This window comes from Sphingomonas sp., from assembly GCF_965200105.1.
GTDB lineage: Bacteria > Pseudomonadota > Alphaproteobacteria > Sphingomonadales > Sphingomonadaceae > Solisphingomonas.
This window is the reverse complement of sequence record NZ_CBDATN010000003.1, coordinates 225,077-243,798: the sequence shown is the minus strand read 5'-3', so window position 1 is coordinate 243,798 and position 18,722 is coordinate 225,077. Positions and strand designations below refer to the sequence as shown.

The 18,722-nt window shown below is 66.4% G+C and carries 27 protein-coding genes; 17 read left to right on the top strand and 10 right to left on the bottom strand.

Annotation, left to right across the window (positions count from 1 at the left end; translation table 11 throughout):
- Positions 1-24: 24 nt before the first annotated feature.
- The 7 genes from ACOFKX_RS13990 to ACOFKX_RS13960 all read right to left on the bottom strand — a co-directional run bounded on the left by ACOFKX_RS13990 (position 25) and on the right by ACOFKX_RS13960 (position 3,165).
- Positions 25-261 (bottom strand): hypothetical protein, encoded by a 237-nt coding sequence (locus tag ACOFKX_RS13990; RefSeq protein ID WP_419827691.1) that lies wholly within the window; start codon positions 259-261, stop codon positions 25-27.
- A gap of 2 nt (positions 262-263) precedes the next feature.
- The gene (locus ACOFKX_RS13985; RefSeq protein ID WP_419827690.1) at positions 264-638 is read right to left on the bottom strand and encodes a hypothetical protein; all 375 of its coding nucleotides are present in this window, start codon (positions 636-638) and stop codon (positions 264-266) included.
- The gene (locus ACOFKX_RS13980; RefSeq protein WP_419827689.1) at positions 638-1,042 is read right to left on the bottom strand and encodes a hypothetical protein; all 405 of its coding nucleotides are present in this window, start codon (positions 1,040-1,042) and stop codon (positions 638-640) included. The genes ACOFKX_RS13985 and ACOFKX_RS13980 overlap by 1 nt, the downstream gene beginning before the upstream one ends.
- Entirely contained in the window at positions 1,039-1,278 is a 240-nt protein-coding gene (locus ACOFKX_RS13975; protein WP_419827688.1) for a hypothetical protein, read from the bottom strand. Before ACOFKX_RS13975 ends, ACOFKX_RS13980 begins: the two co-directional genes overlap by 4 nt.
- Entirely contained in the window at positions 1,275-1,724 is a 450-nt protein-coding gene (locus tag ACOFKX_RS13970) for a hypothetical protein (protein WP_419827687.1), read from the bottom strand. The genes ACOFKX_RS13975 and ACOFKX_RS13970 overlap by 4 nt, the downstream gene beginning before the upstream one ends.
- 212 nt (positions 1,725-1,936) lie before the next feature.
- Positions 1,937-2,575, bottom strand: a complete 639-nt coding sequence (locus ACOFKX_RS13965; RefSeq protein WP_419827686.1) for a hypothetical protein — start codon at positions 2,573-2,575, stop codon at positions 1,937-1,939.
- Positions 2,576-2,703: 128 nt separating this feature from the next.
- Entirely contained in the window at positions 2,704-3,165 is a 462-nt protein-coding gene (locus ACOFKX_RS13960) for a hypothetical protein (protein ID WP_419827685.1), read from the bottom strand.
- A gap of 541 nt (positions 3,166-3,706) precedes the next feature.
- On the opposite strand from ACOFKX_RS13960, the gene ACOFKX_RS13955 reads away from it, so the two are divergent.
- Positions 3,707-5,023, top strand: coding sequence for an ISL3 family transposase (locus ACOFKX_RS13955; RefSeq protein ID WP_419827684.1), 1,317 nt, complete (start codon positions 3,707-3,709; stop codon positions 5,021-5,023).
- A 185-nt stretch (positions 5,024-5,208) separates the two neighbouring features.
- On the opposite strand, the gene ACOFKX_RS13950 is transcribed toward ACOFKX_RS13955, so the two are convergent.
- Together ACOFKX_RS13950 and ACOFKX_RS13945 are read right to left on the bottom strand one after the other, a co-directional pair.
- A complete protein-coding gene (locus tag ACOFKX_RS13950; RefSeq protein WP_419827683.1) occupies positions 5,209-5,391 on the bottom strand; it encodes a flagellar FlbD family protein in 183 nt (60 codons plus the stop codon).
- Between the two features lie 187 nt (positions 5,392-5,578).
- A complete protein-coding gene (locus ACOFKX_RS13945) occupies positions 5,579-6,028 on the bottom strand; it encodes a helix-turn-helix domain-containing protein (RefSeq protein ID WP_419827682.1) in 450 nt (149 codons plus the stop codon).
- Between the two features lie 490 nt (positions 6,029-6,518).
- On the opposite strand from ACOFKX_RS13945, the gene ACOFKX_RS13940 reads away from it, so the two are divergent.
- The 5 genes from ACOFKX_RS13940 to ACOFKX_RS13920 all read left to right on the top strand — a co-directional run bounded on the left by ACOFKX_RS13940 (position 6,519) and on the right by ACOFKX_RS13920 (position 9,342).
- Positions 6,519-6,998 (top strand): hypothetical protein, encoded by a 480-nt coding sequence (locus tag ACOFKX_RS13940; protein WP_419827681.1) that lies wholly within the window; start codon positions 6,519-6,521, stop codon positions 6,996-6,998.
- 268 nt (positions 6,999-7,266) lie between these two features.
- Positions 7,267-7,644 carry a hypothetical protein gene (locus tag ACOFKX_RS13935; RefSeq protein WP_419827680.1) on the top strand — a complete coding sequence of 126 codons (378 nt, stop codon included), beginning with the start codon at positions 7,267-7,269 and terminating at the stop codon, positions 7,642-7,644.
- Positions 7,645-7,654: 10 nt separating this feature from the next.
- Positions 7,655-8,152, top strand: coding sequence for an HNH endonuclease (locus tag ACOFKX_RS13930; RefSeq protein ID WP_419827679.1), 498 nt, complete (start codon positions 7,655-7,657; stop codon positions 8,150-8,152).
- Positions 8,145-8,387: a DUF2312 domain-containing protein gene (locus ACOFKX_RS13925; protein WP_419827678.1), complete on the top strand. Its 243-nt coding sequence runs from the start codon at positions 8,145-8,147 to the stop codon at positions 8,385-8,387. The genes ACOFKX_RS13930 and ACOFKX_RS13925 overlap by 8 nt, the downstream gene beginning before the upstream one ends.
- Positions 8,388-8,805: 418 nt before the next feature.
- Positions 8,806-9,342, top strand: a complete 537-nt coding sequence (locus ACOFKX_RS13920) for a DUF1643 domain-containing protein (RefSeq protein ID WP_419827677.1) — start codon at positions 8,806-8,808, stop codon at positions 9,340-9,342.
- On the opposite strand, the gene ACOFKX_RS13915 is transcribed toward ACOFKX_RS13920, so the two are convergent.
- On the bottom strand, positions 9,285-9,521 hold the full coding sequence (locus ACOFKX_RS13915; protein WP_419828305.1) for a hypothetical protein: 237 nt from the start codon (positions 9,519-9,521) through the stop codon (positions 9,285-9,287). The genes ACOFKX_RS13920 and ACOFKX_RS13915 overlap by 58 nt on opposite strands.
- Before the next feature lie 54 nt (positions 9,522-9,575).
- Here ACOFKX_RS13915 and ACOFKX_RS13910 point away from each other — a divergent pair, with 54 nt between their 5' ends.
- The 11 genes from ACOFKX_RS13910 (at position 9,576) to ACOFKX_RS13860 (ending at position 18,701) form a co-directional block, all read left to right on the top strand.
- Positions 9,576-10,091, top strand: coding sequence for a hypothetical protein (locus ACOFKX_RS13910; RefSeq protein WP_419828304.1), 516 nt, complete (start codon positions 9,576-9,578; stop codon positions 10,089-10,091).
- Complete coding sequence (locus tag ACOFKX_RS13905; RefSeq protein ID WP_419827676.1) at positions 10,081-10,755, top strand: hypothetical protein; 675 nt, start codon at positions 10,081-10,083, stop codon at positions 10,753-10,755. Before ACOFKX_RS13910 ends, ACOFKX_RS13905 begins: the two co-directional genes overlap by 11 nt.
- A 48-nt stretch (positions 10,756-10,803) precedes the next feature.
- Positions 10,804-11,460 (top strand): transcription termination/antitermination NusG family protein, encoded by a 657-nt coding sequence (locus ACOFKX_RS13900; protein ID WP_419827675.1) that lies wholly within the window; start codon positions 10,804-10,806, stop codon positions 11,458-11,460.
- A 104-nt stretch (positions 11,461-11,564) separates the two neighbouring features.
- The gene (locus ACOFKX_RS13895) at positions 11,565-11,732 is read left to right on the top strand and encodes a hypothetical protein (protein ID WP_419827674.1); all 168 of its coding nucleotides are present in this window, start codon (positions 11,565-11,567) and stop codon (positions 11,730-11,732) included.
- 157 nt (positions 11,733-11,889) lie between these two features.
- The gene (locus ACOFKX_RS13890) at positions 11,890-12,087 is read left to right on the top strand and encodes an HNH endonuclease (RefSeq protein ID WP_419827673.1); all 198 of its coding nucleotides are present in this window, start codon (positions 11,890-11,892) and stop codon (positions 12,085-12,087) included.
- A 340-nt stretch (positions 12,088-12,427) separates the two neighbouring features.
- Positions 12,428-12,763, top strand: coding sequence for a hypothetical protein (locus ACOFKX_RS13885; protein ID WP_419827672.1), 336 nt, complete (start codon positions 12,428-12,430; stop codon positions 12,761-12,763).
- The gene (locus ACOFKX_RS13880) at positions 12,764-14,452 is read left to right on the top strand and encodes a terminase large subunit (protein ID WP_419827671.1); all 1,689 of its coding nucleotides are present in this window, start codon (positions 12,764-12,766) and stop codon (positions 14,450-14,452) included.
- Entirely contained in the window at positions 14,452-15,717 is a 1,266-nt protein-coding gene (locus ACOFKX_RS13875) for a phage portal protein (protein WP_419827670.1), read from the top strand. The genes ACOFKX_RS13880 and ACOFKX_RS13875 overlap by 1 nt, the downstream gene beginning before the upstream one ends.
- A gap of 252 nt (positions 15,718-15,969) precedes the next feature.
- Positions 15,970-16,845 (top strand): S49 family peptidase, encoded by an 876-nt coding sequence (locus tag ACOFKX_RS13870; RefSeq protein WP_419827669.1) that lies wholly within the window; start codon positions 15,970-15,972, stop codon positions 16,843-16,845.
- Between the two features lie 86 nt (positions 16,846-16,931).
- Positions 16,932-18,227 (top strand): phage major capsid protein, encoded by a 1,296-nt coding sequence (locus ACOFKX_RS13865; RefSeq protein ID WP_419827668.1) that lies wholly within the window; start codon positions 16,932-16,934, stop codon positions 18,225-18,227.
- 24 nt (positions 18,228-18,251) lie between these two features.
- A complete protein-coding gene (locus ACOFKX_RS13860) occupies positions 18,252-18,701 on the top strand; it encodes a hypothetical protein (RefSeq protein WP_419827667.1) in 450 nt (149 codons plus the stop codon).
- Positions 18,702-18,722: the final 21 nt, after the last annotated feature.

Sequence of the window (18,722 nt, the reverse complement as noted above, 5' to 3'; positions counted from 1 at the left end):
CGCCGTACCTGATCCGATGCCCCTTCACTCGGACTTGCCGATCATGGGCAGCATCGGGATGAAGCGATCGCCGTGATTGGCGAGGATCGTCACCGCCTTAAGCTGGAGGTCGGCGTTCCGAAGCACCTGATCCGATAGCGCGACAATCGCGTCGGCGCGGGTGGACTCCTGCTCGATCTGCTCGGCGGTAAGCCCTTCCTCGGAGAGGCGCTCCAGTTGCGCGAAGAGGTGGTTGTTCAGGTCGGCTAGCTTGTTCTTCATGCTCAGGCTCCGATTTCAGGATGAGCGCGGCACCACGCCGCTCGGCCGGGCCACGCCCGCCAGAACGCCTCCGCCAGCTCCACCGCATTGAGCCGGTAGCGAGCCTCGAACGACCGCCACCCGATCCGGTGCTGCTCCTCATGCGCGCCGTCGCACAGCGGGATAGCGTGCCTGTCGGCAACCTTGGTCCCGACGCCCTTGCCCCCGGCGTGATCGACATGGGCGGCCACGACCTTGCCGCGGCACTCGTGCCCGGGCTGGCGGGCCAGCGTGCACGGCCGCTCGCGCAGCCACTTGAGGAACCCGGGCGCGCTCTTCTCCGCCGGACGGCCGGCGTTGCGGATGCGGGGGCGGGTGTCGATGCGGTGCTGGAGCATCAGAACGGCATCTCGCTGTCGATCTCGCTGTCGTCGTCACCAGGCAGCTTCCTGTCGCGAAAGCTCGACGAGAACTCCGGCTCGTGACCCCCGCCGCCTTCGTCGTTCGGCGCAGGGAGGGCGGGCGCCGGCAGCGTGGCGCGCAGGCTCAGCGGCAGGTCGTAGTCGCTCTTCGCCTGGCGCTTGAACGCGGCCTCTGCCGAGCACGGCGTGAATGCGTAGAGCGACGATCCGCCGACCAAGACGGGCGGAAGCAACTCGTCTTTCCAGATCGGCTCAATCGACAGCATCTTTGTGCCGAAGCGCTCGATCTCGGAGGTGCGGCCGACGAGCGTGCGGTGCCCGAGGCACTCGACGATCGCATATTCACCGGTGGGGCGAGGCAAGGTCGTCTCGTCCGTCACCGGATCAGCCCAGCAAGGTAGGCGAAGTCGGCGGCGAGGATCGCCACCGGGGCCGAGAACAGCGCCGCATTGATGAGCCGATCGCGCCAGCTGATGACGTCCACGAGCGACGGCTTGCAGGTCCGGCAGCGGCAGAGGCGATCGCCGCGGCAGGCGGGCGCGGTGGTCGCGGTGACGAACTGCTCGACGGTGCCGAACTGCTCCGACGCCACGGGCGGGCGGAAGTGCGCGCTCACAGCGAGGCGACCTTCTGCTCCAGGTCCGCAACGCTCTGCCGCAGCGCCGCGAGCCGCTTGGGCCGGGGCACGATCCTGCCCTCCTCGTCGCCGAGCTTCTGGCGCTCCAAGTCGAGATCGGCGGCGATTGCGCGCTTAGACTTCTCCGCCGCCTCATCCGGGGCGGGTGTCACCTTCGGCAGCACGTGCCCTCGGCGCCGCAACTCCGTCCGGCCCAGCTGCTCCAGCTCGTTCGGCGTCATGCCGTCTACGTTGCTGGCGATCCGGTTGAGCTCGGCGAAGAGGCCTCCGATGCGGCTCTTGTGCGCCTGGAGGTTGTCGGCTCGCCTTGGCCACGGCTTCGCGCGCTCGGCGGCGAGCAGGGCGACGATGCGGAGGGACTTCTCGACGGCCGCGACGGTGTCGGGGTCATCGCTGGCGACGTGGGGTCGGGTGATGCGCTCCATGAGCACTGGCTTTGCTCCCAAGCCGCAGGGGTACGGCGCTGGGAAAGTTATAGCGACGGATATATCCGTCAGTCAACAGGCATGACGGAGCTGTCCGTCAGTTTGTTTGGGGGGCGTGAGGTAGCAAAAAGCCCGGCGGGTCAGGCCGGGCTTGCTAGCGGTCGTTCGGGTGGTCCACTCCCTACCGCCAGGCTGACGCGTGGACCTGTCGATTACCGCTTAGGCGTGACCGCTACGGTCTTGCCGATCGCAGAAGGCGCGATCGCGCCGCTCGGCGTCGTTGGTGCCGGTACGGTGATAAGCGCGGCAGGCGCGCCGGCTGCGAACTGCACTGGCACGTCCTCGTCGAGGAACGCATTGACCGGCGCGCCCATCGGGATCGCCGCGCTCGTGCCAGTCATGAAGAAGCCCGCAATCGGCACCAGCGCGACCGCGCCGACGACGCCCGCCGTGCCGGTCTTGCCCTTATCGTTCATGGTGCCGGAGAGGCGGAACTGACGATCACCGACGCGCAGGTAGAGGACGTGTGCCTCAATGTTGCCGGACTTGCCCCACATGCCCTTGTTGCGGACGGACGTGACCTCGCCCATGCCGGGCGTGCCAACCGGAATCACGGTCTGGCCGTTCAGCGTTACGGGCTCGGTGGTTTCAATCCTGAAACGCTGCCCGACGCGGAGCGCCTTGCCCTTGGTCGTCAGCTCCTCGCTCGTCCGCATCGGGATCGCCGTACCGGCGCGCAGAACGCTTGTGTTAGCGGCGGAGCCAAGCACGATCGGCTGCTGCGTCCAGCCGGTCTGCGCAAGCGCGGATACAGCCACTGCGAAGCTCGCCGCGACGGCCAATACTCTCATCATACTAACCCCCTGTAGCCAGCCCTGTCTGGCGGCAGGAGAATGACCGGTTGCGCTTGGGAGTCAACGATAGCGGCAGCGATCAGCCGGCGCCTACGCAGGCGAGTGAGAGGGTGCGCAAGACCGACTCAGCAAGCGGCGGCCAGAACCCTCACGTCGGTCGCAGGCTTGGCTGCGTGATGCAGGTGAACGAGGCGCGCAGCATAAAGCCAGCGCGCCAGATAAGCGGTCACACCAAAGATGGGATTTGCCGCAGCATAAGAAGCCATGACGCTCTCAGCGAGCTGGTGACGGAGTGGATGGCAACTCAGAACCGGACAATCTTCTCGGTATGAGTTTGCAAGGTTTCCCAACGTCCTACGTGGAATAACTAGACCATGTAAGAACGACAATGTCACCGCTGGCGCCATACGCATCGAGTTCAATGAAGCCAGCGTGAACTCCAACATTCCGCGCTCTTGATCAGAGCCGGCCTCGGCGAGAATCGCTTCCACGATCTCCCGAGCGCGACGCCGGTAGCGCGTAGCTGCAACCGCCAGAACGGTCGCGAGGGCAAAATAGGCGCCAGCGAAGGCTACAACGGTCACCATGGCTTCTCGCTCATACAGGTGCAAAACGGCGAAAGTGCGACCGAAGTGCCATCACGGTCGCTCCGTCACGACGATCACGAGATCGCGGATGAAGCTGAGGGCAAGGCTCGTGAGCAGAAAGACGATGAAGTTACCCTTAGTGTAAAGAGGGCTATCCAGCAAACGGGGTTGATGCGGATAGGATCGTCGCATCGTAGGCTACCGCGTTTGGGGTTGGTGGACGGTCCTGCCTAACCGCGATAAAAGGGCGAGCCGGAACGGGGAGGCAACCCCGCCCGGCTCTAACCGCAACCATGGAGCGACCCATGACCGAGGCTGAAAACGACCTACCAGCGCCCCGCCGGGATTTCGAGGGCGAGGCTTTCGTGTCCTCGTTTGCCTTTCACCAAGAGAGCCCAGGGCACACAATCTCCACCGATTACCTTGACGAACACAATCCTTGGCGGCGAGAACCGCCTAGGTTCACCGCAACGGTCGAGTTCACTTGGTGGGGTGAACCACCCGAAGAGATCAAAGCTCTAGCGGAACGCGCGAAACGAACGTGAATTGGCTCCGCCTGCCTCTTTTTGAGGTGGGGCGACCGAAACTGGTCCACGACGACCAGGGCGACCTTGCGGAGGTCCTGGTCCACTGCGCGCCGACTCGCCTCGACATTGACCTGTGTTGCCTTGCCCGCAAGCTGGTGAAGAACGGCACGAAACAGGTGCGCTACCGTGATCGTCGGATCGAGCCCGCGCCGACGTGGCTGGTCGTCAGCCGGCAGCGGTACAAATGCCAGAGCTGCGGCAGCACGCTCTACCAGAAGGTGCCGCACGTTGATGACGATCACTATATCACGGAGCGGCTGAAGAACGATATCGTGCGCTCCGCGATCAAGCGCCCGTTCGAGGATGCCGCAACCTTCCATGCGGTCGAGCCGACGCTGGTCCGGCGCATCTTCTTAACCTACGCGCGCAAGCGCCTTCTCGACTACGAGTTCACCCCGCCGCGCGTGTTCGGTGTGGACGAGAACCGCATCCTCGGCGGTGACCGCTTCGTCTGCGCCGACATCGAGGCGGGCACCATCCTCGACATGCTGCCCCAGCGCGACACGGCGAGTATAGAGCCGCTGTTCCAGCGTCTCGAAGCGTACAACAAGGTCGAAGTGTTCTGCCAGGACATGTGGCGCGGGTACGAGAAGATGGCGAGCCGCTACCTGCCGAAGGCCCTCGTGGTGATCGATAAGTTCCACGTCGTGAGGTACGCGAACGAGGCGATGGACGAGGCCCGCAAGTCGTTGTCAGCTTCGCTGAGCAACGAAGACAGGCGGAAGCTGAGACGCCAGAACCGCATCTTCCTCTCGCGCTGGGACGGCATGTCGGATGAACGCCAAGATAAGATGGCGGCCATCCTCGGCGAGTTCCCGTTCCTCAAAGCGGCGTACACCGCCAAGGAGCAGTTCTTCGACCTGTACGAGCTAGACGATCGAAGGGCAGCGGAGGCGGCATACTTCCGGTGGGTCGAGACGATGCCGCCGAACCTGCGCCGGTTCTTCCGACCGGTCATCACGCTCATGCGCCACTGGGGCAACCCGATCTTCAACTACTACGAGGCCCGCTACACGAACGGGCTGGTCGAGAACCTCAACGGCCGCATCAACGAGATCAACCGGCGCGGGTTCGGATACGACTTCGAGACGCTGCGGGCGAAGGCGCTGCTGCGCTACGGCACGCTCGTGAACCTCGGCGACCTGGTGCACTTCTCGTTCCCGCTGGCGACCAGCGCGGAGGAGATCAGGCGGATGGTCGAGTGTCAGATCGGCGAGGCCGGCGTGAAGGCATCAACCCTGGCGAGGGCTTTGCAGCGTGGCACGTTCTAGCGTCTATCAACCCGAAATGCCGGATAGCCGTAAAGAGCCGTATGAAGGGCGTCGTCACAACCCATAGCGTTTGCAATAGCCTCGATGCCAAGAAGCTCGCTGACATGGGTCAGGCCTCGACGAATCGTCGCGCCGATCGATAAGAGCCCAGTCAGCTTATCCCCCATTGCGACTAGCCAACCGCATCACCCGCTCTTCGCCCAGGCACCGATCCGCCGATGCACCTCGCCGAACTCCTCCTTCACGACGACGACACCGCCAGCGGCCGACACGATCTGCGTGCCGCCCTCCGGCACAGCCTCGATCGCGAACACCAGCATGGGGTTCACCGCGACCCTGCCGCCTCGGTAAGCTGTGAACTCGATCATCTGCCATCCCTTGCGAGCCATCGCCGAGCGGCTGCGCGCCCGATAGGGAAATCCCTAGACATGTTGGATTGCAGAGAACATACGATGAACGTGGCTCGGGCGACTCGCAACACCCCGCTCACGGAGCCGGCGTGCGACCTCGGTTGCACGCCGTGCTTTCGTGAATGCGCTGCCAAGCAGATCACCCTCAGCTGGTGGCTGCGTGAGGAGGAGCGACTTCTTCGCGACCGCCCGCTTGACTTGGTTGCTCAACGCCGTTGGCTGGACGAGATGGAGGAAGCTGCAATAGCCGTGCTACGGATTCGGCGAGAAATCGGGCGCGTTTGTCCGGCGAACCTCGCGGCATATCCGGGAGCGCGCTTCGGAGCGCCTGCTCTAACTCCGCCTCAGTAGGAACATCAGCCCGCCGGGAAAGCTCGATTCCGAAGACCGACAGATCCTCGCCCATCGCTTCCGCGAGCGCCGAGAGTACCCTGATGGTCGGGTTTCTGTTTCGCCCAGCGATGATGTCGCTTACCGTATCGCGGTGCTGGCACGCCGCCTTCGATAAGCCCCGCATGGAGAACGGCCCGTCTTGGCCGGTCCGCTCGCGCAGAACGGCCACGACCGTCGACAGATCGAACCTCGGCAGATCCATGTCGGGCGTATCCCACGCCCCAACCTCAAGCCACAATCTACGGACATATCCGTCACGAACTACTTGACGCGACGGATATGTCCGTCGCATAGCTTCGGCATGGACGACCTTCTCTCTGACATTGAGACGTTCTGCGCTGCTCATCAGATGCGCGAGAGCCGTTTCGGGCGGGACGCCGTCAACGACACGATGTTCGTAGCACAACTTCGCGCAGGGCGAGAAACGCGTCGCAAGACAATCCAACGTGTCCGGACGTTTATGGCGACGTATCGCCCCACGGCCCAGCAGGCGGCCGCATGATCGGCGCCCTCAACCCGCATGTCCTCACCGGCGCCGCCATCACGCTGCCACAGCCCCAGCGCGCCCGCTTCATCGCCGTCTGCCCTGCGGCCGGGTGCAGCCACCTCGCCAACACCGGCCATGCTCGGACGTGCACGCGCACCGACTGTGGCCTGAGCGATCGTTCCCACCATAGCCAGGGTGATGCGCCATGACCGACGGGCACATCCACACCCGCTACCGCACCGTTTCCGCGTCGTTGCTGCTCGACACGCTCGGGAAGAGCCTGACCAGGATTAAGGATGAGGACGGTGCGACCTTCAAAGATCTCGGCGTCGTGCTCGGCAAGAGTGGCGATCGCGCCGAGGCCTACGCCAAGGGCGATGGCGAGATGGGCGCGGTCGCCTTCCTGCGCGCGTGCGAGCGCTGGGACGGCCGCTTCGCCAACGACGCGCTGGCGCTCGTCGGCATGAAGCTGGTGCCGGCGGAGACGTCGGCCGCGACCGATCGCGACGCGCTGCCGGCTATCACCGGCCTGCTGCACCAAGTCGCGCTGGCGCTGTCGGACGACGGGAAGATCGACGACCGCGAGCTGGATGCGATGGGCCCCGCGCTCGATGCCGCCGGCCGCGCGGTCGACATGATGCGTGATCGCAGGCGCCGGCAACAGCTGAAGTTGGTCGGTGGATAGCGCTCGAACAGGGACAGAGCTGGCGGGCTGACGACGCCCGGAGGAGCAAACGATGGATGTAGGGACTGACGCGGAAGCGGGTGCTTCTGCGGCCGATGAAGTGTTGCCAATGCGCCAGCACTGTCGCGCGCCCGGTGCGTGCAAGGCGGCCAAGCCAACAACGCACTGCCGCTCGTGCGCCGGGCATAGCCTGCGCGCGCGACCTGAAATCGAGGCGAAACGTCAAGCGGCGCAGGCCGCCTACTACGCCCGCCCCGATGTAAAGGCGATGCTCGCCGTGCGCATCCAAGCAGCGCAGGCGGCTGCGCTTCGCGATCCTGAGAAGCGGGCGAAGCTCGTCGAGCACGGTCACCGACAGTACCGTGACTATTTGAGCCGCGACGACGTCCGCGCCCGCAACCGAGATCCCGAGATCCGCAAGCGGGCGGGGCAGGCGATCACCCAGACGCGCCTTGCGGACATCCTGCCCGAGCACCGCGCTGAGTATCAGCGGCTCGTCCGGCAGAAGGGCCTGAGCGCCGCCGAGGCGCGCGCGGTCATAGCCGATATGCCTGGCTCCGAGCTGCGCGCCGCGCGGCGAGCCATCGCCGACTTCAACAACCGCCAACACGCCCGCGCCGATCGCGAGCGTGAGCAGCTTTATTAGGGAGATGACCGTGGACACCTATTTCGGTCATCCATGTCTCCCAACTCGCTTCTGGGACCAGGTGTTCGTTTCCCCGAATGGTTGTTGGCTCTGGATTGGCGCCATCGGAACCGGCGGATACGGCAACTGCATGATCGATGGTCGGGTGCAGAACGTGCATCGGATCACCCTTGGCCGCTTCCGTGTCATTGAAGGCGGCAAGGTGGCCGATCATCTCTGTCGCCAGCGCAGTTGTTGCAACCCCGACCACCTTGAGCAGGTCAGCAACCAAGAAAACACCATCCGAGGAGCGTCGGCAGACGCAAATCGCCGCCGTGGTGCGGCTTTGACAAGTTGTCCCCATGGGCACCGGTATTCCGGCGACAACCTCAAGATCGACCGACACGGCAGGCGAAGCTGCCGCACTTGCGCCATCAACGCAGGGCGACGGCGGCGAAGCCGGCAAGCAACGTCGTCGACTCTCACCCCCCAAGCACCCGAACATAACGAGGATGCCGCACATGGCTGAAAGCAACGTCGCCGCCGACCAGCTTCGCCTCTTCATTGAGCGCATAGAGCGTCTCGAAGAAGAGAAGAAGGGGATGCAGGACGACATCAGGGACGTGTTTCTGGAGGCGAAGTCCGGCGGGTACGATCCGACTGCGATGAAGGCGGTGATCCGCCTGCGCCGCATGAACAAGGATGACCGCGACGAGGCCGAGGCTTTGCTTGAGACGTACAAAACCGCGCTGGGAATGGGCTAGTGCCAACCCGGTCCATTCCTAAGCGATACCGCGCTCAACGGTTCGTCGCATTTCAAAATCGGCTAATCGTCGCCGTACCGCGGGCGACGCACCGGCAATCTGGGCTTCGTCACGGAGTCAAGCCGTTAGCCGAGGCTTGTCCACACATTAACACTACTTGCGCACAACTTCCTCGGCGGCCACTGTGCGTTGTGTCGAGCGGGGCACATGCCCGCTTTCAACGCTCGACCAGCAGTCCTTCCAACAAGACTGCTGCAAATTGGACCGGTCGACGCTCCCCGGCTCCACACGAGGCTCCTTCCAAAAGGGCTTCGTCCGCGAACGTCGACCGGCTCCGCTTTGATAGCGCCATAGCGTCATTCACCGCAACGACCATTACGCCGAACCGGAAGCTTTCGCCGACAAGCGGAGCATCCGCGTGAGGCACTTCTCTCGCACAGATCTTTCCGGCATAACTTGCTCCGCGTCGTTCAGCGATTGCGAGGCATACCGCTATCTACTGACTTGGCGCTGGTCGCCATCGCCGCTGCTCGTGGCTTGGATGTTAAATCCTTCCACCGCGACACACGAGCGGCTCGACCCTACCATTTCCGGCTTAGTCTCTCGTGCGCGAGCGTGGGGGCAGGGTGGCGTTCGCGTCATTAACCTCTTCGCCTTTCGAGCCACTCAGCCGGCCGACATGAGGCGGGTAATCGATCCGATAGGGCCGGATAATGATGCAGTGACGCTCGGCGTCTTGACTCGCGCCGCGCGAAACGGCGAGCCGGTGATCTGTGCGTGGGGCAATCATGGGCAGCACCTCGCGCGCGATCGCGCTGCCGTAGCGCTCGCATCGCGTGCCGGCGCCGACCTCCGCGCACTTGCGGTGAACGGCAACGGCAGTCCGAAGCACCCGCTCTACATCCCGCATTGCGTGACGCCACAGCCCTGGATGCCGGAGGCTCGCCTCGCGTGAGCGCGGATCTCGTCGCCCGCCTGATCGAAGCCGGCACGCCGCCCGCGCTCGTCGCCGAGGTGGCGATGGCGCTTGGCCGCGCGGAGCGATTGCTGGAGGCCGAGATGGATCGCGAGATCGTCGTAGAGCGTCGCGCGCAGCATGTCCGCGATCTGGCCGCCGCCCGGCAGCGGAAGCATCGCGACGAAAAGCCGTCACGCGTGTCACGCGTTACGTGCGTGACGGAGCGTGACGTGCGTGACGCCGACCCCTCCCTTGATAAAAGAAATCCCCAGACCCCTAAGAAAATTAATCCCACCCCGCATGAGGGCGGGACGCGCGCGCACGAGGCCGATCCGATTTCGGTTCCGGCTCGTGTCCGCTTCGCCGTGGCGCAGCTGGCGATGGCCGCGCTGCTCGACGGCTTGGGTCGGAAGCGCTGGCGCGACATGCCGCCGCCGGCCGGTGTGTCGTTCGTCCAGTGGGGCGGCTTCCTCGCTCACCGGAAGGCGAAGCGGGAGACGCTGACGCCGCGCGCCTACCAGCTTCTCTGCGGCAAGCTCGCCCGGCTCGCCGACGACGAATGGCCGCCTGGGCGGATCGTCGACACGATCGTGGAACGAGGCTGGATCAGCTTCGAGCAAGCATGGCTGAACCGGATAAGCGAGCAGGAACATGGGCGAACTCGTCAGAATGGAAGACCCTCGCGCGGTGGAGGCTCCGCCGACGACATCTTTGCCGCGCGGCATCGGCTCGGCCTTGACGGCTAGCGAGTACGTGCCGGGCGCCGGGCTGCGCTGGACTGCCGCCGCAGCGCGCACGCTGCTCACCGACCGCGACCGCGAGCGCCTGCCAGCTGCGCTTGCCAGCGCGCAGAGCGGCATGGCCTGCGATCGGCGGTGGCTGGCTAACCGGCTGACGGTGCTGTGGCTCGCCGCTGGCTACCGGAAGGGCGAGGCGCAGGCGACGGCGTGGCTGGGCGAGATGCTGCGCCTGCTGGCGCACGTGCCGACCGACATTCTCGCCGCGGCGATCGATCAGTCGGTGATGCGATCGGAGCGCGGCTTCCTGCCGGCCGCAGGCGAGATCCTGAAGTTGGCCGATCCGGCGCTCCGCCGACGGCAGGAAGCGCTCCGCAAGCTGGAGATGCTGGCCGAAGCGCCGGCCGCGCCCTTGGCGGTTGAGACGCCTGTGGAGGTGTGCACGCCGGAGCAGGCCGCCGCGATCCTGCAGGAGCAGGGACTGCCCGTCACGCCCGCGCCGCGAGCCGAGCCCGCCAGCCGGCCGGAAGCGACGGTCGACGATTACGTCGAACTCGGGCTGACGCGCGAGGAAGCGCAAGCGGCGGTGGACGAGCGGCGGCGCCTGCTGTCGCGCGGGCGCGCCAAGCCGATCGGCAGCACCGATGCCGTCGCATCCGCCCAGGCGGCATAGCGAACACACAGCGAACAAGGTATGCTTAAGACAGTAGCGGGGTGGATCATGGGGAAGGCTGACACGAGGTACGGCGATGCGAGCAAGGGCAGCCCGGATGTGCGCGACGCCCGGCTTGCGGACGTCCGCCGACGTCGGCGCGAGAGAGACGGCGAGGGCTGGTGCATCGTGCGCACGAACAGCCGCCGGACGCTTACGCTGGCTGCATCGCTCAACCGCGCGGGCATCGAAGCCTGGACGCCCGAGCAGACCGTTCGCCACCGACTGCCCCGGCGAAAGGCGTATCGCGAGCAGCAGGCGCCGATCGTGCCTAGCTTCGTCTTCGTCCGCGCGAGCCATCTTCATGACCTGCTCCGCGCGCTCGCGCTTCCGATCAACCCGCATCCGGCGTTCTCGATCTTCCAGCACGCCGGTCGCGCTCCCGTGGTGGCGGACAGGGAGATCGGCCACCTTCAGGCAGCGGAAGACCGCGCGCGTCGCGCCATGCTCAAGACGAAGCGTCACACAGTGCAGGTCGGATCTGAGGTCCACCCGACCGAGGGCGCGTTCGCCGGCCTGCATGGCGTCGTCGATCGCGTGTCTGGCAACGATGCAGAGGTGGTGTTCAACGACACCTTCCGTGTGAAGATCGCCTCTTGGCTGTTGATCGGAGACGATGTAAATGCTGGCGCAGCCCCATCGGGCGCCGCTGCTCTAGCAGCATAGGTGAGCATAGAGCTGGTTGGCCTTGAGCTTTACCGCCCTCACCGACCGGATACCGCGACCAAGCGCGCGGGCCGCTGTGCTACGCTATGCCATAGGTGGGGCCGATGCAGCAGGCGCAGCAGTTCGAACGCCTCGCATCCGACCTGCACGCGCTCGCCTTCGACATCGCCGAGCCTTCGCGCTCCATCCAGCGCAGTGAGCGGTTGATCGCCGAGGGCGAACGGATCGCCCGCGAGGTGCGCGCGGTGGTGCGGGGTAGGGCGACTGGGTAGGCTCCAAGCGCTTCCGCGCCGCCTAGGCTCGCTGCCCTCACGGCTCGGCGCGCTGCCGCTGGACGCCGCTGGACGCAGCAGGGCGCGCGACGAGGCGAACCCGTGGCGCGCTCGCTACAAGACGGCACGGTGGCAGAAGCTGCGCTGGGCCATTCTCGTGCGCGACCTGTTCACCTGCCAGATCTGCGGACTCATCGAGCCTGACACGTCGCAACTCGCCGCCGACCACCGCGAGCCGCATCGAGGCGACGAGGCGCTGTTCTGGGACGAGACGAACCTCCAGTGCCTCTGCAAGCCCTGCCACGATAGCGTGAAGCAGCGCGAGGAGAACGCGGCGCGCCGCCTCGGTCGATGAAGGGGGGGCGGGGTCAAAACCTGCCAGGGCGCCGCCACCTAGACCGCATCCGTTGCCACGCGAAGATTTTTTTCCTGATAGACGATCGGCGGTGCGAACTTTCGCCGCGAAAGGCTCTTCGATGGCGACGCGCAAGACGACTGAGGAGTGGTCGCGGATCGAGCGCGAATACTGTTCAGGCGAGGACTCGGTCCGAGAAATAGCCGACCGATACGAGATCAGCGACACGGCTATTCGGAAGCGGGCGAAAGCCGGGAAGTGGGTTCGCAAGGTTCGCACTCCGAACCGGCGCGAACCTGAGCGCCAGCCGCCTCCGCCTCCGCCGACTAACCCGGACGAGGTGCGCGACGCCGACGCGATCGCCAACGGCGGGCGCGGCCTCGTCGATCGCATGCTCGACGAGCTGGACGTGACTACGAGCCGACGTGGCGAGCTGGAGGACATGATCGTCGCGGCCACGGACGATGACGAGGATGACGCCCGGCGCGACGCGATGATGCGAGCGGTCAGCCTGCCCGGCCGCGCGAACACGCTGAAAACGCTCGCGCTGGCGCTGAAGACGCTGAACGAAGCGGCCGCACCGCAGGGCAAGAAGGCAGCGGAGCAGGCGGAGGCGGACGAGATGGCCGCGCGCTTCCGACCGCTCGGGCCGCCGCGCCTCGGCGTGGTGAAGTAGTTGGCGCCGATCTGGACGACGGCGTGCCCGGACTGGAAGGAGCGCATTCGGGAACGCCGTTCGCTGATCCCCTTTTCGCCGCTGTTCCCCGGCTCGGCCGACGCGAAGATGACGGTATTCACCGCGCTGCGCATCGCCGATATTCCCGGCCGCCCGACGATCGGCGAGGCCTGCGAACCGTGGATCCTCGATTTCGCGGCCGCGCTGTTCGGTGCCTACGACGCCGACACCGGCGACCAGCTCATCAGGAACGCGCTGCTCCTGGTGTCGAAGAAGAACACGAAGTCGACGATCGCGGCCGGGCTGATGCTCACCGAGCTGATCTGCGGCTGGCGGGAGTATGACGAGAACCTGATCCTGGCGCCGACGATCGAAGTCGCCGGCAACAGCTTCAAGGCGGCGGCGGCGATGGTGCGGGTCGATTCCGCCCTGTCCAAGCTCCTCCACGTCCAGGATCACCTGCGGCTCATCACGCACCGAACGACCAAGGCGGTGCTGAAGGTGGTAGCCGCCGATGCGCGGACGGTGGCGGGCAAGAAGGGCAGCCGCGTGCTGGTCGATGAGCTGTGGCTCTTCGGCGAGATGGCGCACGCCGACGCCATGCTGGGCGAGGCGACCGGCGGACAGGTGTCGCGCGCCGAAGGCTACAACGTCTTCCTCACGACGCAGTCGGACAAGCCGCCGGCGGGCGTCTTCAAGGACAAGCTCACCTACGCGCGCGACGTGCGGGACGGCGTCATCGCGGATGCCGAGTTCCTGCCCGTCCTGTACGAATTCCCCGAGGAGATGCTCGCCGCCGGCGAGCACCTCGACCCGGCCAACTTCTACATCACCAACCCGAACCTCGGCGTATCGGTCAGCCAGAAGTGGCTGGAAACCGAGTTCCGCAAGGTCGAGAACGCCGAGGACGGCACCAAGGCCGTCTTCTACGCCAAGCACCTGAACGTTGAGATCGGCATCGGCCTGCGGCACGATGCCTGGGCCGGCGGCCTCTACTGGGAGCAGGCGACCGACAAGGCGCTGACGCTCGACACGCTGATTGACCGCTCCGAGGTGGTTGTGGCCGGGATCGACGGCGGCGGCCTCGACGACTTGCTTGGCCTGGCCCTGCTCGGACGCTGCCGGACGACGAAGCGGTGGCTGGCATGGTGCCATGCCTGGGCGCAGCTGGACGTCTTCGAACGCCGGAAGGACATCGTCAGCCGGCTCGACGACTTCCGTCGCGCCGGGCAGTTGACGAAGTGCGACGATCCGACGGCCGACCTGATCGGCGTGGCGGACCTGCTGGAGCGGGTGAAGGACGCTGGCCTGTTCCCGGAGGAGTTCGCGATCGGGCTCGATCCGGCGGGGATCGCCGCGCTGGTCGACGAGCTGGCGGGGCGCGGCTTCACCGAGAAGCAGATGGTGGCGGTGACGCAGGGCTTCCGCCTGTCCCCGGCGGTTTGGGGCGCGGAACGCAAGCTCAAGGACGGCACGCTCGTCCACGCGGACCAGGCGCTGATGAACTGGTGCGTCGGCAACGCCAAGGCTGAGCAGCGGGGTAACGCCGTGGTCATCACCAAGCAGGTTGCCGGCAAGGCGAAGATCGACCCGCTCGTCGCGCTGTTCAACGCAGTGAAGCTGATGAGCGGCAACCCGGAGGCGTCCGGCGGCAGCGTCTACGACGAACGTCCGATGGTGATCGTCTGATGCCGACGCCCGAAGACTACCGGCGCGAGGCGACCTATCGCTTCTCGTCGGCGCGAGGGATCATGGCGGCCGCGCCGATTACCGGCCGGCCCGCTCCGTCCAATGTGACCGACGGTCGCTTTTTCGGTGATGACACCTGGTCGACGCTGATCGGGTCGCTCCCGACCGAGGCGAACACGCCCGAGACGGCGGCACGCGTGGCGGCGGTGTTCTTCTGCGTGTCGATCATCGCCGAGGCCATCGGCAGCCTCGGGCTGGAGTTCCGCGACGACACGAAGCCGCGCACCGATTTCCCGCTTGCCCAGACCCTGGCCTACGAGCCGAACCACCTCCAGACCGGCGCCGAGTTCTGGGCGGCGATGGCATACGCCGCCGTGCTGCGCGGCGAAGCCTTTGCGGAACCGACGGTGGGTGTCGACGGCATCGAGATCTGGGCGCTCGATCCGACGCGCACGACCTCGCAGTGGGGCGAGCGCAGCCTCGTGGTGGACTATGCGTCCGACCACGGTGCGCGCCGCCTGCTCCCGCAGGAGCTGTTCTGGTTCACCGGCATCGCCGACGGCGGCCTCCGGCCGCTGACGCCGTGGAAGCAGGCGAAGGGATCGATCGACTTCCAGCTCGCGCTCGAGGTCGGCGCGCGCGCCTTCTTCCGCAACGGACGGCGGCTGTCGGGTCTGCTCTCGACCGAACAGAAGCTCTCGCTGGAAGCGATCGAGCGCCTGAAGGTCGGCGTGAAGCGCTGGGAGCATGGCGGAACACCGGTGCTGGAGCAGGGCCTGAAGTACCTGCCCGCCGCAACCAACAACGTCGACGCCCAGACCGCCGAGCTGATCAAGCAGCGCACGCTGGAGATGGCGCGCTACTGGCGCATCCCGCGCTCGATGATCGGCGACGACGGCGGCAACGCAGGCAACAACGAGCAGGACACGCGGAGCTTCGTCAACTGGGCGGTGCGCCCGCTCACCAGGCGCATCGAGCAGGCGATCACGGTGCGGCTGCTGCCGCCCGACCTGCGCGCCGAGCGGGTCCGCGCCAAGTTCAACCTAGACAGCATGCTGCGCGGCGACGCCGCGACGCAGTGGCGGAACGCGGTGCTGGCGCGCACCGCTTCGATCATGAGCGTCGACGAGATCCGCACCGCATGGTTTGGGCTCGCCGCGCTCGGCGAGAGCTGGTCGGACGATCCGCGCACGCCGCTCAACAGCAACCACGCGGGCGATACGATCACGGGCGGAGAGACCGCCCCGCATGACAAGGTGGAGTAGGACAGATGAAGCGCCAACCTAGTCCATTCTCGCTCAAGCTAGCTGCTGATGCGGCTCAAATGAAGCCTAAGCTCAAGCTGTTGTCCCGTGACAGTAGTGCTGGAACCGATGTCGTGCGGGTTGAGTACGCCGATGGCGCGGTGGCAACCCTTATCGTAGTCTCACGCATGCTCACGGTACCGCGCGACAATCCCTTCTGGCGAGTTATGAGGCAAGAAGTGGTTGCGCGCATGCCGTCGATGGCGGCTTAATATGGACCGACTGCTCGCCTCGTCCGCGCTGTTCGCCATGCACCCGGCGTTCCTCGATGCCATGCTGCGCCAAGGCTCGGTCGAGGCCGTGCTGCCGGACACGTTGCGCCAGCTCGCCGCGATGATGAGCGGCGAGCCGTTGACGGCGAAGCAGCCCGATCCGATCCGCGAGGGCTCGACGCTGATCCTGCCGATCACCGGCATGCTCGCGCCGCAGGGGCTGTCGGGCCGGACCTACTACGACGCCATCGCGAACCGCGTGCGCGAGGCCGCGTCCGACACGAAGATCGGCGCCATCGTCATGCCGATCCGCTCGCCCGGCGGTTACGTCTGGGGCTGCACGGAGGCCGGCGATGCCATCTTCGAGGCGCGACAGTCCAAGCCCGTCGTCGCGGTCGCCGATCCGTTCTGCTTCTCCGCCGCCTACTGGCTGGCGTCGCAGGCCAGCGCCTTCTACGCCACCACCAGCGGCGAGGTCGGCTCGGTCGGCGTGCGCTCGGGGCACACCGACTATTCCGGCTTGCAGGACAAGGTCGGGCTGAAGACTTCGCTGATCGCGTCCAGCCCCGACAAGATCGCGGCTCACTCCAACGCGCCGCTCTCCGACGAGGACCGCGCCGAGATCCAGGCCCAGGTCGACGAGTCCAACGAGCGCTTCGTGGAGGCGATCGCGCGCGGTCGCGGCATGAAAGCGGCCGACGTCGCGGCGGTGCACGGGCAGGGCAAGACGTTCACCGCGCCGCGCGCGGCGGCGAACGGCGCCATCGATGGCGTGATGTCGCTCCGCGACGTCGTCGCCAAGGTCAACACGAGCCGCGCCCGGCTGTCGCTGATGCGGCGCCAGGCGGCCGTTCACGAGATGGCGGCCGCCATCTGAAGCTTCCCCGCTGTCGGGGATGACGTCCGGATCGCGGTGATCCGGATGACGCGGGCGCACGCCCACCACCACGAAGGAAAAGCATCATGAACCTTGCGGTTCTGAAGGCGGAGGCGCGTGCGGTTGCCCAGCGGCAGCAGACGCGCCTCCAGGCGGCGATCGACGAGCAGCGCGATCTCACCGCCGAGGAAGAGACGGCGGACGCCGACGACAAGGCCCAGCTGGCACGCCTCACCGCGCAGATACAGCGCGCCGAGCAGGCGATGACGGCCGCCGCCGCAGTCGGCGCCACGCCGGTCGCGACGCCGCCGGCGACCGCGCCGCCCACTATCATCATCCCCGGCGCACGCGCACGCCTCGACGACGGCGGCTTCGGCCATCTCGCCGAGTTCGCGCAGGCGGTGCGCCTCGCCAATCCGGCCGCCGGCGGCAGCTTCCGCATGGACGATCGCCTCGCCGCGCCGGGCAACGTCCACATGGAGCAGGGCGACGCGGCGGGCAGCTACCTCGTGCCGGCGGAGTTCCGCCAGCAGATAGTCAACCTCGTCTTCGACGACGGCAACGATCCGGTCATGGACCTAATCGATCCCGACCCGACTTCGTCCAACCGCGTCGTCGGCCTTGGCGACGAGACGACGCCCTGGGGCAACAGCGGCATCGTCGCGGCTTGGCGTTCGGAGGGCGAGCAGATGCTGCCCAGCCGCATGGCGCTGACGCCCCGCGAGACCAAGCTGAACGAGCTCTACGCCTTCGTGTTGGCGACCGAGGAGCTGCTGGAGGACGCGCCGCGCGTCGGCACGCTGCTGACGAACCACGCCGCCGCTGCGATCCGCTGGAAGGCGGCCGACGCCTTCATGTACGGCGACGGCATCGAGAAGCCGCTCGGCTGGATGCAGTCGCCTGCCATGATCGCGGTCGCGAAGGACGCGAACCAGACGGCGGCGACCGTCACCGCATCGAACCTCGCGCGGATGTTCGCGCGCATGCTGATGCCTACGCAGGCGAGCTGGCTGCTCAACAGCGATGTCCTGCCGACGATCATGGACCTGAAGAACAACGCGGGCCTGCCGCTCTGGTACGGCAACTATCAGGAGGCACCCGGTGGCATGCTTCTGGGCCGCCCGGTCATCTTCAACGAGCACTCGCGGTCGGTCGGCCAGTATGGCGACATCCAGTTCGTCAACCCGAACGGCTACGAGGCCTTCCGCAAGCAGAACGGCGTCAGCTTCGCGGACTCGATCCACCTCTACTTCGACTACAACATCCGCGCCTTCCGCTGGGTGTTCCGCATCGGCGGCCAGCCGGTCCTGTCGAAGCCGGTGACGCCCGCCAACGGCGGCAACACGAAGTCGCACTTCGTCGCGCTCGCCGAGCGCGCCTGACCCCTTGGATCTGGAGAAGCTACCATGCAGGGCAACCTGAACCCTTCGGCGCGCGCGGCGATCGCGGCGTTCCTTCCGCCGCAGCAGGCCGCCGCCGGCACCGTGACCTCCGGGTGGATGGACATGCGGACGTTCTTCGACGCGCACGCGACGCTCAGCGTGGGCGTCTTCGGCGCCGGCGCCACCGTCGACGCGAAGATCGAGCAGGCGACCGACGCCAACGGCACGAACGCCAAGGCCGTCAATGGTCTGGCAATCACGCAGCTCGTCGCTGCCGGCGGCAACAACCGGCAGTCGGTGATCAACGTTCGCCAGGAGGATCTCGACAAGAACGCGGGCTTCAAGTTCGTCCGGCTGTCCGTGACGGTCGGCGTCGCCGCGACCTTCGTGTCGGGCACGCTGATCGGGCTTGATGCCCGCTACGGCGCGGCCGCCGCCAACCAGTCCGCGAGCGTCGCCGAAACCGTCAGCTGATCGGTCGCTTAGCGACCATCC